At 35.7% G+C, this 14,484-nt stretch carries 9 protein-coding genes and 5 pseudogenes; 5 read left to right on the top strand and 9 right to left on the bottom strand.

Going from position 1 to position 14,484, the window contains the following annotated elements; all coding sequences use genetic code 11:
- Positions 1 to 485: 485 nt before the first annotated feature.
- Positions 486 to 929: pseudogene (locus DS031_RS18575) on the bottom strand (recombinase family protein); the annotation flags it as partial.
- Positions 930 to 1,457: 528 nt separating this feature from the next.
- Here DS031_RS18575 and DS031_RS18580 point away from each other — a divergent pair.
- The 3 genes from DS031_RS18580 to DS031_RS18590 all read left to right on the top strand — a co-directional run bounded on the left by DS031_RS18580 (position 1,458) and on the right by DS031_RS18590 (position 3,226).
- Positions 1,458 to 1,751 (top strand): HPr family phosphocarrier protein, encoded by a 294-nt coding sequence (locus DS031_RS18580; protein WP_181833241.1) that lies wholly within the window; start codon positions 1,458 to 1,460, stop codon positions 1,749 to 1,751.
- A gap of 154 nt (positions 1,752 to 1,905) precedes the next feature.
- Positions 1,906 to 2,106, top strand: a complete 201-nt coding sequence (locus DS031_RS18585; protein WP_113807562.1) for a hypothetical protein — start codon at positions 1,906 to 1,908, stop codon at positions 2,104 to 2,106.
- Between the two features lie 568 nt (positions 2,107 to 2,674).
- Positions 2,675 to 3,226: a CBO0543 family protein gene (locus DS031_RS18590; RefSeq protein WP_113807563.1), complete on the top strand. Its 552-nt coding sequence runs from the start codon at positions 2,675 to 2,677 to the stop codon at positions 3,224 to 3,226.
- A gap of 199 nt (positions 3,227 to 3,425) precedes the next feature.
- On the opposite strand, the gene DS031_RS18595 is transcribed toward DS031_RS18590, so the two are convergent.
- Positions 3,426 to 3,830 carry a hypothetical protein gene (locus tag DS031_RS18595; RefSeq protein WP_181833242.1) on the bottom strand — a complete coding sequence of 135 codons (405 nt, stop codon included), beginning with the start codon at positions 3,828 to 3,830 and terminating at the stop codon, positions 3,426 to 3,428.
- Positions 3,831 to 4,060: 230 nt separating this feature from the next.
- On the opposite strand from DS031_RS18595, the gene DS031_RS18600 reads away from it, so the two are divergent.
- Positions 4,061 to 4,213 (top strand): aspartyl-phosphate phosphatase Spo0E family protein, encoded by a 153-nt coding sequence (locus DS031_RS18600; protein ID WP_181833243.1) that lies wholly within the window; start codon positions 4,061 to 4,063, stop codon positions 4,211 to 4,213.
- Positions 4,214 to 4,407: 194 nt separating this feature from the next.
- Here DS031_RS18600 and phaP read toward each other — a convergent pair whose 3' ends face one another.
- From phaP to DS031_RS23860, 4 genes and pseudogenes are all read right to left on the bottom strand, one after another.
- Complete coding sequence (gene phaP / locus DS031_RS18605) at positions 4,408 to 4,977, bottom strand: polyhydroxyalkanoic acid inclusion protein PhaP (protein ID WP_113807566.1); 570 nt, start codon at positions 4,975 to 4,977, stop codon at positions 4,408 to 4,410.
- An 84-nt stretch (positions 4,978 to 5,061) separates the two neighbouring features.
- Positions 5,062 to 5,487, bottom strand: a pseudogene (phaQ, locus tag DS031_RS24745) (poly-beta-hydroxybutyrate-responsive repressor).
- A 534-nt stretch (positions 5,488 to 6,021) separates the two neighbouring features.
- Positions 6,022 to 6,318 (bottom strand): JAB domain-containing protein, encoded by a 297-nt coding sequence (locus tag DS031_RS18620; protein WP_113807568.1) that lies wholly within the window; start codon positions 6,316 to 6,318, stop codon positions 6,022 to 6,024.
- Between the two features lie 1,033 nt (positions 6,319 to 7,351).
- On the bottom strand, positions 7,352 to 7,495 hold the full coding sequence (locus DS031_RS23860; RefSeq protein ID WP_181833244.1) for a hypothetical protein: 144 nt from the start codon (positions 7,493 to 7,495) through the stop codon (positions 7,352 to 7,354).
- A gap of 1,871 nt (positions 7,496 to 9,366) precedes the next feature.
- Here DS031_RS23860 and DS031_RS18640 point away from each other — a divergent pair.
- Positions 9,367 to 10,461 (top strand): GerAB/ArcD/ProY family transporter, encoded by a 1,095-nt coding sequence (locus tag DS031_RS18640; protein ID WP_113807572.1) that lies wholly within the window; start codon positions 9,367 to 9,369, stop codon positions 10,459 to 10,461.
- 720 nt (positions 10,462 to 11,181) lie between these two features.
- On the opposite strand, the pseudogene iolB reads toward DS031_RS18640, so the two are convergent.
- From iolB to DS031_RS18660, 3 pseudogenes are all read right to left on the bottom strand, one after another.
- Positions 11,182 to 11,990 (bottom strand): annotated as a pseudogene (iolB, locus tag DS031_RS18650) (5-deoxy-glucuronate isomerase).
- Between the two features lie 437 nt (positions 11,991 to 12,427).
- A pseudogene (locus DS031_RS18655) lies at positions 12,428 to 13,389 on the bottom strand (aldehyde dehydrogenase family protein); the annotation flags it as partial.
- 14 nt (positions 13,390 to 13,403) lie between these two features.
- Positions 13,404 to 14,441: pseudogene (locus DS031_RS18660) on the bottom strand (transposase); the annotation flags it as partial.
- Positions 14,442 to 14,484: the final 43 nt, after the last annotated feature.

The raw sequence follows: 14,484 nt of genomic DNA on the forward strand, positions 1-14,484 counted from the left end.
GTGTTTATAAATCAAATAAATGGGTTGCGATAGTTAGACCTCCATTAAAAACAGATCTTTGGACATACTACTCTTTATTAAATCGCTGTATACAACTGTCATATACCTCCGCATTACTGAAAGGGTGAATGATGCAGCGGTTCTTTTTTGTAATTGTTGCGGGAAATGAAGGTTTAAGATCCTTGTAACTTTGTACCATCTTCATCTTTTGCATATACTAATAACATCTTACCTTTCTAAAAGTGTTTATTCTGTAACACACCTTGCGTATATCTTGCAGTGAGGTGGGTATGTTGTATGTCCTAGCTGATTTCGCTACAATGAACATCACAATACAGCAGTATGCTGTGTGACGTTATTCCCACCACATTATGCTTTACTTCACTGTTCTACTTATCTGTGACTGTCATCATCTTTTCATTGGTGTTATGAATGCGACTGCATGGCTTGTGAGGGGCTATGCACGATGTTATGAGAATATTCTTCTATCCTTTTTTGTTGTGCGGCCCCCTTCCTGATAGTGATGCATTACAAAGTACCTTCCTCTTTATTGGCCTTCTATATAAAGCTAGTCTAGATACAATTGTGATCTTACATATTTGTTTCACCGTCGTGCCTCCCTCCTTATAAAGTTTGACTGCATGATTCACTCCGGCATGTTTGCCATGATACTTTCTTAATCGCCCTTAATATTTTCCTTCCTTTTTAGCCAATTTAATTCCCTCTCGCTGCCTCATTCGAATTAAGTCTCTTTCTAACTGATTCACACCGGCCATCACGGTAATCAGAAACTGGCTATAAGGATGTTCTTATGAAAGATCCAGCCAATTGTCTTTTAAAGAATGGAGGTTAGCTCCTTTTTCTTTTATGTACTCAATTAGCTCGAATAAATCTTTCGTACTTCTTGTGATACGAGTAAGCTCCGTAACTTTCCACATCCAACTTTTAAAAAACAGCTTCACATGAGAATATCAGATGGGTTTCTTAATTACTTACATCCAGAACTATTCAGATCCACCTAAAAAAAGCAACTGCTATTCTTCCATCTCTAAAAAAGGATGTAAACATAAATTAAGATTTAAAAGTATTAACAAGCTTTTATATCAAAAGATTTTAATACTTTTTTGTTTCAATGAGGTTAGAACAAAATGAATACGAATATCTATATCCATATAAAAGTTAAAAAAATGATAAAATAATGAATAATACCATAATAAAGACTGTGAGAAAGGTTGGATCTAAATAATGAATCATTTAATTAAAATAGATTCACCGATTGATCAAGAACAGTTAACTAAGAGAATTCGACAGTTGATAAGCGAATTTCAACATGAGCCTTCAGAAGAGAAATATATGCTCATTATTGCATTAACAAAATATATAGGAACATAATGTAGTACTCTTTAAAATTCAGCGAAAAGCCGGGATTAAAAATGAAATGAATGATATCTTGGATATTGCCTAAACCTTTTGATGACAAAAAAAGATTAAAACTTGTTTCAAAAGCAAACCAATTTGATCGTTCTATTTTAATTATTCAAGATAAAAAATCTATTAATACGAAAAGTATACTTAGTGCTTCACCATTAAATGGACTAGAAGGAAAAATCAGTTTGTATGCGGAAGGGGACAATTCAGAAAGAGCTTTAGAAACATTAAAAAACATATGTATGGAGTGTTCGTTTAAAAATAACGATACTTTCTTTGCTGTTTTTGCTAAGAAAACCTTATTAACTTCTAAATATGATTAAGCTACAATAGATGTTGCCCTACTTTTCTCATTCAAGCTTCATCGCTTCGAGTAATAATGGCCAAATTGTCCTTGATAATGAAAAAGCCTGTACTGAAAATCAATTCATCCTATTTTTGGTTCAAATAGCCGTATCTAAAGGAGATCCAGTGCGAATGTCTCATGCAAAAACAGCAATACCTACAAAAAAGATTGAACTCGTTCACATGAACAAAGAAGAAATGAAACGCTACAATACGTTATTTTGTGAATTTCAAGATTTCTTAAACCGGCCGTTAACAATGAAAGAGAAGAACTTTTTGAAATGGATAGTGAAAAAAAAGATTACGGTGGAGGAACTCTCAAAGAACTCTTAAATCTACAGTAAACTATAATATGAAATTTGTTTATCAAAAGTCAAAAACAGCAGCCATACAATGATAACGACTGCTGCTTTTCATATCCTTATCCGATATAGCTTCCAACCTCTTTCCCGGGATCGTTCACCCGTTAAGAAATTCACAGGAACCTACGGAGTGTAGATCAGCCGTACAGTCCGTGGTTATCGAGAATTTTAGGGGGAAGCGAGATGCCATGGGATGTGAGGCAGCATTTTTTGCGGCCTTATCAGCCTATGAGCAGACCCTTGTGGTGACCCCAATGAAAGCTTTTGAACTTCTTAAGCTTCCATTTCTAAAAATCCTAAAAAAATTTGAACATAAAAAAGACGAGGATAAACCCTTGCTTCTTAACTAAAATAAGATGATAATCTTCTCATTGTCTAAGATATTAATTTTTTTAAAAGGAAACGTTCTTAAATGTAAGTAGTTTCGATACTGTGGAGAAAAAGTAAAGTAAATCCCTTTTATAGCATTTTGTATAATTATTGTTCATAAGTACAACATAATTATTACTTACTCATAATAATGAATTGGGGGTTAAAATTTGAATAATCAACATCCTTCTTGGAATGAAATTATAAACATTAGAGAAACACTTCGAGATACTTATTGGGAGTATTGGATAAACCACGATTTGTTTTCCTTCAATTGGTGGGTGCTTTTAGTTTTAAATATTTTGTTTATATATGTGGCTTATAAAGTATTAGATAGAACACGTTTGTTTGAATTATTAACAGTAGGTGGTCTAGTTATAGCATTTTCCACGATGTTAGACGTTATTCTAATTCAATATGTTTTAACTGCATACCCAACCAGCTTAACCCCTTTATCACCATCATTCTTTACATCATCAACTTATATCATATTACCAGTTAGTTATATGTTGCTTTATCAATTTTTTTCAACTTGGAAATCATTTATTGTCGCTATGGTGATAGCAGGAATATTCTTAGCATTTGTGACTGAAAATGTATTTCGTTTGTTAAACATTTATCAATATATTCAATGGAATTCCTTTTTGTCCTTAACCATTTATATGGGAATTGCAATTATATTGAAATGGATAATGAATAACCTTTTGAAATATCAAAAATAGCAGTGGAATATTCTTCTGCTGTTTTTTGTGCTTAAATCACTCTGTTATTTAGCTAGTTCATGATGTTGTTATTTTATATGTTAAAATTCGACAACCGTTGTTATATCAATGATTAGAAAAGACCAACTCGCTAGGCGAATCGGTCTGTTAATTAGTCTACTATTTACAATATTTCTCCACCAAAACGGAACTACTTATCTTAAGTGGGTTTATTTTTTTCTTGTTCACAAAAACGTTCAACAGTAGATATTGCCCAATAAGACGTTCCTGCAAGCTCGATATCAGGTTTCGGAACCTTTCCACGCTTTAAATAAACATTCAGCTTCACTCGATCATACTTCAATCCATTTTCAGCTAAATAACCGGCAAACTGTGTCTGGTTCAAGTAATCATTCCCTTCTCGAACCAGAGAAAAAGAAGGATTCTTAATTAAATATGTATCTTCTCTAGAATAAAACGCAATTAATTCTAATGCAAATTCCAACCAATCATCATCCAGATCGCGATAAAGCCAGCCTAAATGAAAATCCTCCTCTTCAGTATTCTCAAAAAACCTAGCCAATTTTGAAAAAGTTGCTTCCACATCATTTAAAGGCTTCATCAAACCTTCGATCGAACCCCTCTTTTGATAAGCCTCTAATTTATCTTCCAGTATAGGAAACTTATCAACGATACGTTTCGTTGCCTTTTTATCTTAATCACCCCTGTTAACTTTGTTAACGGACACTCCTTTAAAAAATCCCTCAATTTACCACCACATTCCGACAACATCTCACAAAACATGTCATGTACAATAGACTTTATATGTATAAATAAGTATCGCGAGGAATGTACATGGAACGAATGAAAGCAATTGAAAAAGCACGATCTAAAATGATCGCAAAAGCCCTGGAAAAAGGGGATTTCACAGATAAAGAAGTGATACAGCTTAGTCAAGAATTAGATTCTCTTATATTAGAAGCACAACAAAAAAATGATTCTCACTAACAGGAGACGTACTAGATAATTGACCTCCTTAAAGTTTACAACGTTAACATTGTAAAGAAACATTTCCTTCCGACTGCTTCCCTTTCCAACATACATCATGTTCATAATCCTTCTACATAAATAACACTTAATAATCCAGCATCTTAATCTGTTTAAAAAACCTTTCACATATGCTGTGAAAGGTTTTTTAAACATTATTGATTAAAAGAAAATAGTTTGATAGTATTCTTTGTGTTTTCCTCAAACTTTTCAATTAATTCTTTTTGTGCTGATTTTGCTTGTGAGAAGAAATCTTCTAATGCTGTTTTTGTTTCTTCACGTGTTTTTTGCTGCTGTTCAATGACTTGCTTAAGTGTTGAATAAACTTGATCTTGAAATTGATTTAATACTGTTAGATTTTCTTGATTAGGTATTGACAATAAGTGCTGCATACGGCTAGAAATTTCATCCACACGATTATTAAATTCTTCAAATGACTTACCAGCTTCTTTACCGCTTACGTTTTGAATGTTTTGATTTACGTTTTCACGAATTTCAGTAATGGATTTCTTCATTTCTTCTTCCATTTTATCAATGTTGCCGTTTGCTTTTGCCCAAGCTTCTTGCTGACGCTCTAACAATTGAAGTGTTTGATTTTCAAGCTCAGTTTGAGAAGCATAAACCATGCTTAATCCATTTTTCCAGCTATCCCACATTGCGTCCACTGAGTGTAACACTCCATTGTCTTTGCTTTCAATTTTTGCAGTCGTAGTTTTTACAGCCATTTAAAAAACCTCCTAAATAATTTTAATACTAATGTATTGTGATAACAGCCATGCTGCAGGATCACTCTATTCCATTGCACATTTTCATCTCTCATTATCGTCATCTTTTCGTTCAAAACTGCTTGGCATCATCATATCCGTATACATGGAAAAGAAGTGACCTAACATAGATTGATATTGTTCTAAAGAATTTGCCCACGTGTCTAAATACTTTTCCCCTGCTTCAGTTAAAGAATAGATTCGTTTAGCAGTTCCTCCCTCTGAAGTGTCCCATTCTGACTTTACCATGTTGTCCTTCTCCAGCTGACGTAAGGTACGATAAATATTTCCTTGGTCAATTGAAGCGAAACCAAATTGTGTTAATTATTGAATCAATTTGTAACCATGTAGATTCCAACCTCGAAGGCTGAGGAGCAAAACAGGTACCATTAAATTTTTTGGTGTCCCGGTGACCACTTTTTCATTCTTTGGTTTCGAATTCGTAGATGTATTAGGATCATTGGTTATCAATTCGATCACCCACTCACTTAAAATATCTGTTATTTGTAAAACACCTCTTATGTGTAATTTACACCTATATATCACTATTGTCAACCATTTCTTGGGAATCTAACTCGATTATATAAATTACCCCTAAAGATTCGATATCGAAACATGGCTGTATGGATGCTCACTCATTTGTACGAAAGAATTTTTTCGCACGCTTTCACCAAATATTTAAAAAAGGAAAACTCAATACGTTGTCCATAAATGAAGTTGAAGATAGATAGCTATTCGTTAAAAAACAGAAAATTTTTTAACACACCTATTCAATCATTCTTCAAACCAAGATTTTTAGCTTACTTCATTTTAATCAAAAGTACAGCAAGCTCCCAAACAGCCCACTGCATCAAAGCAATCGCTGTGATGCAGTCATCCTTAAAGGGCTCGATGCCTTTGAAGGATGAAGAGGTTTTGTTTGTTAAAAGGAATTCGATGTTCCTTTTAACAAAAACATCGATAAAAATAAAAAATAAGGAAGAAGGTGATCTCCTTCCTTGAAGCTTATAAGTACCCTTTTTCTTTCAAACTTGTATAATCAGCACTTGCATTCACAATAACATGATCAAGAACCTGAATCCCGATAATCTCACCAGCCTCATACAGCCGTTTTGTCACTTCTATATCAGCACTAGATGGAGCCGTCACTTGTGATGGATGCTGGTGTGCACAGATGATCGAAGCGCTGTTGTTCAATATTGCAGACTTAAACACTTCTCTCGCATGCACGATACTTGCATCCAACGAACCAACATGACAGCGATGAACAGCAACAACGCGATTTTTTATATTCAGACGCATAACGAAAAAAAATTTCCCTGTCGTCTTCTCCAATAAACTGAGAGGCGATGTTCGCTGCGTCCTGCGGCGTACGGATCACATGCTCCTCTCCTCCCTCAAACTCCTGAATCACCTGCTTAATTCGCTGAATTTCATAGATTTTTTCCATTTCCATAGTGGAAACATCTCCTTTCATTGTTTGACAAGAAAGGAATTTTCAGCGAAAACGAAGGGGAAGGGTGCGCTCACGAAGAAGCGCACTCGCAAGCGGCGAGTAGGCAAAGCGCCGGTTTTTTGCGCTTTGCCGTTAGAAATGGAGGGAAGCCCAATGACTTAGTCAGCGTTAGCTTGCGTTATGTGCAAGGTTACGCTGGCTTAGCCTACTTGGCTTTCCCCATTTCTTTCGAGCTTGCGCACGCCCTTCCCGAGTGATGAGCTGAAAATTAGAATGAAGAGAACAAAGGAAAGAAATATCTTGGCTGGAGTACTAATTAAGCGAATTTTATCAGCCTGCAGCACGACCATGAAACTACATCGGGCTGAAAAAGAGCGTACTGCATCCTAAGCGCGAGCTTTGATGCAGTCGGATTGCATGGGGTTCGATGCCCCATTGCAATCCGAATAGAAACTGCAATCCTTTGGAGCCGAGCAAAGCAGGCGACACGCTTTCCGACATCAGGAGGAAAGTTTCCATTGCTTTCAGCTCATCTACGCTTTTCGGCTCGTTCGGTACGGCCTTTAGATAAACGACACAGGAACCTACGGAATGTAGTCTAACGTGAGCCGTACAGACCGTGGTTATCGGGGCGTTTAGTGCCGAAGCGACACCTATATGAATGACGAAAATCCTTTGCTTTTCGATCAGTCAGTTGTGCAGCCATACAAAAACAATGAATTTAAAGAGAAATCTATTATAAAATTACTTAGTATCCTTTTATCTGCAAACAAAAAGTATGTCGCGCACGCTAACAATGTGATTACAAAGGCGTAAAAAAATGTTTAAATGGGCATAAAGCACAAAAAGCACATGCTTAAGCATGCCTTCAGTCATTAATCACACGCTATTACTGGATGATTCACCAGATGATTGGACCGAAAACTCTTCTCTTACTTTTTCCTGCTTTGTAGATACGCAAGAATAGCCACAACCAACATCCCAACCTGAACGATCAAATTCGCAGCCTCGAAGAACAATCATCCATCCTTCCATGTATTAAAGTAGAGATCCTAGTCTAGCGCCTCCTTCATGCCTTGTCAACTTCACTTAACTACCCAAGGGAACTGTGAAAAAACCATAAAATTCTCTACAATAAATGAGACTCAAAACAAAAAAATACCACGCCATTATAGCGCGGCATCCAGATATTTTAATAAGGGGTTATCGAACAGTGAGATACTGCCTCTGTTCACCTTTAGCATAGCAAAATTCAGAAGATACTAGTTAGAATATGGGATTGTTTTGACATTATGTTATAAGTTTGAAATTTACTCTTCTCCTTCATAAAAACTTCCACTCAAATCGATCTCTACTAAACTCAACTGTAAAAAAGATGATAAAAAACATGACAACATCAACATTTGTCGAATTAAAGCATGCTACAATCAAAATAAGCCATGAAAAATTTTCCTTTAAGTATTAAATTTCTCTACTCCTTGTTTAGAGCCTATCATAAAAAGGTAGGCTTCTTTTTTGGCAAAAAAATTGGATAAATCCAGCTGTTCAAGCCAATCCGTTTTGCAATTGTAAAGAAGGTTAAGATTTTGTTTATTTTCGGTAAATAACCTATACAATCTCTTTATTATATTTTATGATTAAATGGTCACTAAATAGTCAAAGTTATTTCTTATGCTGCAAGTTTAGCTACACCAATAAGAGTATACAAACAAGGGGGAGCTTTGAGAGGGAAATTCCCTGTTTGTTTTGAAAATAAAAAAAGCAATTACTGAAACCATAAATGGATAGACTAGCGACGATTAAGGCTGCAACATCATATGATATTTAAGCCTTATGTCACACTCAATTAACAAAGAATTTGTCTCGAATACTATAGCGTAAATCCCTTCACTGTATCTAAGGACTAATTGGAGATCCATCAAACAATTTTAAAATTCTCCTTTTATCGGACAAACAGCCTCCATGTAAAGTGGAGGCTGTTTGTTATTCATCATTCAATATGTCAAACTAAACAAAACAATCAGGTTCAAAATGTTAAATTTAAAATTATATTTCGGAATATTAAAAAGCCAAATCCTTGGTTTAATAAGTGTTTGGCTGCTTTTTGATGGAATTGATGAGTTTAGCAAAGTAGAACTTTTGTTAAACTCATCTGCAACTTATTATAAATCTAGCGCCAACGTAGTACCATTGATAATCGGAAGCGATCAAGATTGGACACTTTTAATCTGAATTCTACCGTAAGCTATCAGGGTTATAATGGACATCCACATCTGATGTAATTACTATAGGATTAGTGATAGGTGAAATAGGATCATAAGTCACGGTAAAAATGAATTTCATTTCCAAAAAAAGTAAGTATTAGCCAAAAATGTGTAAAATTTAGATTTAGTAAATAATTAACTTTTAACAAGGTTACAAGGCTGTGTTCTCACAATGGCAATTATGTGAACTTATTACATAAGGACATTTTTAATAAGTTTATAAACAAAATCCTTTGACTAGGACACTTGTTTATAATAGATAGACCACTACCAGGGAGATACTTTGGCGAGTGACCCTGGAACGGTCCCGGCACGCCCCCTTTACAAAGGGATCTTAGTATTATTTTACATACTAAGATCGACGAAGTAAACGGGTTAATTCAGCCATAAAAGGAGGTCGCTTAAGAAAAGGGAGTGATTGCAATATTAAAGTCTATTAAGGGATACAACGGAAAAGCTGTGATTGTTTTAAATTTAAAAGGGTTAAAATTTGAAATTTAGGAGATAATAGAATCTAGATTAGAAGTTTAGATGTTTATCTATCAAGTAGGTATACGGACAAAATCATATAAAAAATAAATGAGAAGACCAATCATAGTACAGGAAAAAAGGAGGTCTTCTGTTCTTACTATGGAGAAAGCAAAAATTAGTGCTATTCAACTATTTGTCATGATGTTCATATTTGAGATGGGAACTGCAGTAGTCATAAGTTATGGAGCAGAGGCCAGAAAGGACGCCTGGCTTGCCATTCTTTTAGCAATGTGCGGGGGAATCGTCTTATTTTTCATTTACTACTTTTTATTTCGTCACTATCCCAATCTATCACTTATTGGGTATGCTAGAAAAGCATTTGGTAAATACTTGGGATGGATCATTGGATTGTTATACATCCTGTTCTTTTTGTATATTTCTGCTAGAAATGTGCGTGAGTTTGGTGATCTGCTTCTTTCATCGACATTACCACAAACCCCCTTATTCGCAATTAATTCCTTATTTGTTCTTATCATGTGTTATGTTCTTTATTTAGGAATTGAAGTAGTAGGGAGAACAGCAGAAGTATTTATTGTCATCCTGTTCTTTCTTGGGGGAACAGGAAATCTTTTGATCCTTCTTTCAGGTAATGTTAGTCTTGATAATTTGTGGCCGTTTCTGGAAGATGGATGGAAACCAATTTTAACGACAGCTTTTCCGAATCTTCTTGTTTTCCCTTTTGCTGAATTGCTTGTTTTTACGATGCTTCTTCCTTACTTAAACCGACCTAAATTAGTTAAAAAAGTGTGGTTGTCTGTCTTGATTTTATCTAGTGTCGTCTTAAGTTGGACAGCAAGTTTAAATATTGCTGTTCTTGGAATTGACCGATTTGAGCGATCAACCTTCCCCTTGTTATCTACGATGGGTATGGTAAATATTGCGGAATTCTTGCAGCGTCTTGATGCCATTGTTGTCTTAACCATGCTAATAACGGTGTTTTTCAAAGCATCGATCTATTTATATGGTACCGTAATCGGAATGGTCGAGTTATTCAAGTTAAAAAATCATCAACAAATCCTTTTACTAACGGGAGTGATTCTCATCTTTTGGTCATTAATGGCCCCTGATACAATAGAACATTATGAAGAAGGTATTTTTACTCATTACATTGCTATTCCTCTTCATATGGTTATTCCTTTGCTAATGCTGCTTGTCTCCTTGATTCGTAATCATTTCAAGAAGAAGTCTAACTAGACCCTTATTAGTTGATAGTATCTTTGAATAATCTTCTCAGTTTAACAAAATGGCTGCTTAGAAGAAATCAAAAAGCCCGTGAATTCTATGAACTTCAAGGGCTTTTCCATATAACATAACACCTGCTTTGTTTCATTTACTTTCAAAGAGTCGTTTAGAAAAAGTCTAAATAAAATGAAAATCTATAAAAGATAGAGAAAAACAGAGAAATAATGAGAAAAAATCCTATGATATACGCTTCCAATGGATATGTTGTCGTTTTCACAGCAAATGTTCCCGTTTTCAACGACTTTGTCAAAACAGACCTTCATGTACGATAATAGACCTATACTAATTGGAAAGGGGAAATTTCAAATGAAGAAATTTTCTAAATTACTAGCAACTGCTGTAGAAACTTATGGGAAATCAATGGAATCCTACGGAAGAGAACTTATAAAAGTATGGGAGAGAAAGTAAAATAAAAACGCAATAAGAGAATTTTACGTTATAAAAAATGCTTCAAAAGTAAGGATGGTTTTAATTGAAAATCTATATTGAATATCAAAGTGATCCACCAATCGATTCTTAAAAATAAAAAGAGAATCGGTTTTTGTATGCAAAAAAACAGCTTAGCTCTCCCCTCCCCCAGTTGGGTATTGTCTACATAAACTATCACTCCCGCAAATGCCACATTTTTTATTTTTACAACAAAAAAGGACCTTTCTCCCAAAGATCCCTTCTTTACCTACTTACTTCACTTCCAACTTTGTTGTCCATCACCCATTGGTGATCAGGATCATTATGAAATTTCCAAGTACGCACCGATCCTGCTATCACGTTCAAATAGTAGACTTCATACCCCGGTGGTGCGGAACCAGTACCACATCACCGTTTTTAAAGGTCAGCGTCTCATCTAAGGAACGGTCATCCGTGTACACTCTTTGTACTGCGAACCCATGTCCTGGATTGACTTTGTGATAATACGTCTCTTCTAAATAGGATTCATGAGGCAAATTGTCTTGATCATGTTTGTGCGGAGGATAACTGGACCAGTTCCCTTCCGGTGTAAAGACTTCAACCACCAATAAGCTGTCTGCTGGTTTTTGTTCTGGAAGAATGTTATGAATTTTCCTTTCTATATTTCCTGCTCCTCTCATTTCAACAGCAACATCTTCAGGAGCAATTAATCGAGCTGGGTACGTTCCCTTTCCGGGAGCTAAACAGACAGCGATTTCAAGGTCCGTTATGGCCTCTACCTTATATTGGTCTTCAAATGGAACATATATAGAGTATGGAGGGATTTTTTCAAATACAGACATCCTTTTCCCGATATCTTCCCACCTTTCGTTTTTCGTACTCACATTTGCTTTTCCACTTAAAAGAACAATGCATACTTCTTGATCCATTGTGTCTTTAATTAATACTTGTCCTGTTTTCAAGGAATACACTTAAAAACCAATATATTTCCATCTGGCTGATTCAGGTGTAATTATTAGAACATTACCTTCATGATCAGGTTCCGAACGGCTGGGAATGATTAAATCGGACATCTTGGACACTCCTTTTTTCATCGTCTTAGAGATATTGAACCTTCAGCTGAGAAGGGTGCTTGCCTGAATATCTTTCTAAACGTTTACTAAAGTAGATACAGCCTGTATATCCCAATAAATGTCCAATTTTCCCGAAATATTTAGAGAGGTATGAGGTAAGCAATTTTATTGCCTCTTTCATATTCTACTCTTGCATATATTCGGAAAAATTGGTCTTGATCTGCGGTTTAAACAAATGATTGAAATCATTTCGTACAGCTCCTACGCACTGAGTGGTGTAGCAGCTATGCTATACGGTAAAAAGAGATAAAGTCTGAACAAAATGAAGTTCAATTCATACGTAAGTTGTTCGGAATATCATCATAACTCGCACTGTCGCAGATAATATAGGTTCTATTTTATTATTAAATTATTTTCGAACAGAACCTTTTAACTGGCTACCAACGAGCTGTAACCATTTTTTTCTTGTATAGAATTCAATTCCATCTGGTCCATTGACATGAAGATCTCCGTAGAAGGACTTTTTCCATCCAGAGAATGGGAAGAAAGCCATAGGAGCTGGAACACCAAGGTTTACCCCTAACATTCCTGCATCAATATAATCACGGAACTGACGCACATTGCGTCCATCTTTTGTATAAATACAAGCACCGTTTGCAAAGTCGGACTTATTCGTTAATTCAATCGCCTCTTCTAACGTATTTAAGCGAACAATTGATAAAACAGGTGCAAAAATTTCTTCTTTCCAAATTTTCATCTCGGTTGTTACATTATCAAAGATCGCCGGACCTACAAAATACCTTTTTTCATTAGCTGATGGATCTTTTCGGCCATCTCTTAATAATTTTGCCCCTTCACTTTCACCAATCTCGATATATTGTTCGGTTTTCTCTTTATTAGAATCACGAATAACAGGACCTAGAAATACCCCTTCTTCAAGACCGTTCCCTATTTTAATGTTATCTGCTTCTTTCATTAATTTTTCAATAAAACGATCAGCAACATCTCCAACCGTAACAACGACAGAAGCAGCCATACATCTTTCCCCGGCAGAACCATAGGCAGCACCAATAATCTGTTGGACGGCTAAATCTAAATCGGCATCCGGCATCACGATTGAATGGTTTTTAGCACCGGCTAATGCTTGTACACGTTTACCATGAGCAGCTGCTGTTTTATAAATATATTCCGCAACAGGCTGTGAGCCTACAAAAGAGATAGCCGTTATGTCCGGATTCTCTAACAGTCCGTTTACGACATCATGGGCGCCATGCACAACGTTTAAAACTCCATCTGTTAATCCTGCTTCTTTGAACAATTCAACAAGACGGTTAGCCAATATCAGTGTTCGTTCAGAAGATTTAAGAACAAAGGTATTACCACAAGCAATGGTTTTTGGTAATGAATGCTTGCTTATGAGACTTTTAGATTGATTGGAATCCTCTTATTCATATCTAATTTAAATGTTCCATATGGATTCACATGGTTATAAAATAAAGGAGTTAATCCCCTAAAATCTTCAGGAGTCATATTCTTGAGCCAATACTGATTGTTATTATAGAGAATCTCTTGAACCATTAAAGTATTCATATAAACTAAGCAGTTTTGAAGTAATTGGAGTGATAATGCAGACACTTCTTGGTCTTCTTGAGAATTGAAACGAATTTCACTATTTTTTCCATAAAAAATGTAGTTGTTAACGGAATTCCAATGTTCAACGGTATTTAGTCCTTCATGGATTTCTCTACGAACTTCCTCGAAATGTAAATAATCACATAAGAAAACGGTTTTAATCGCTTTTCCTAACTCACATAAAGCTTGGTAAGTCGGGTGCTGCGTATTCCTCGTAAATCGCTTTAAAATGGCTTCTGCTGATGCGGTTCCTAATCGCAAAGCAGTTGCGAACTTAATAATTTGCTCATACTGTTGACGGATGAGATCCCAGTTAATGGGCCGACTTAAGACGGGTTGCAAATGAGGGTATTCCTCATTCATTCCGGCTTCAGGACGATACAATCTTTGTAAGCCGATATTTTTGAAGCGTGGCATCAGCTTAAAATCAAGCAAATGGCAAAAAGCAAAAGCGATCACACTTTGTCCATGCGTATCTACATAATTTCGGTCTATTTCCATGTCTGTACAGTGACGAAGCACTCCCTCCATCATAGCTGCAACCTCAGAGGAGAGGCAGGTTTTGAGCTGAGAGTAGATACATGCTGACTTGCGATCTGTATGCCAATAGATCATGACTCCATGTTTTTTATAACGAGGATGCCATTCGGTAAGAAGATTTTGATCCCACGATCCAAAATGTTTTGAATCGGAAGCGCAGGCAGTAGTGGATTCTCCCCAGACTTCTTTCATGCGGTGGTAAATGATTTGATTCGTAACCTCCGCATTAGCTTTTCGCAAATGATCTTTATGAATAAATTTATTTTGGATATAAAGTATCGTGAATAATTCCATCAGGATGATCAACTGTAAAAATTAAATT

Source organism: Bacillus taeanensis (genome assembly GCF_003318295.1).
GTDB classification, from domain to species: Bacteria; Bacillota; Bacilli; order Bacillales; family UBA6769; genus Maribacillus; species Maribacillus taeanensis.

Excerpts from the sequence above, each read along its gene's own strand:
- DS031_RS18585 (WP_113807562.1), top strand. The coding sequence starts at position 1,906 with ATGTCTCATGCAAAAACAGCAATACCTACAAAAAAGATTGAACTCGTT.
- DS031_RS18600 (WP_181833243.1), top strand. The coding sequence starts at position 4,061 with ATGGAACGAATGAAAGCAATTGAAAAAGCACGATCTAAAATGATCGCA.
- phaP (WP_113807566.1), bottom strand. The coding sequence starts at position 4,977 with ATGGCTGTAAAAACTACGACTGCAAAAATTGAAAGCAAAGACAATGGA.
- DS031_RS18620 (WP_113807568.1), bottom strand. The coding sequence starts at position 6,318 with ATGCGTCTGAATATAAAAAATCGCGTTGTTGCTGTTCATCGCTGTCAT.
- DS031_RS23860 (WP_181833244.1), bottom strand. The coding sequence starts at position 7,495 with ATGATTGTTCTTCGAGGCTGCGAATTTGATCGTTCAGGTTGGGATGTT.
- DS031_RS18640 (WP_113807572.1), top strand. The coding sequence starts at position 9,367 with ATGGAGAAAGCAAAAATTAGTGCTATTCAACTATTTGTCATGATGTTC.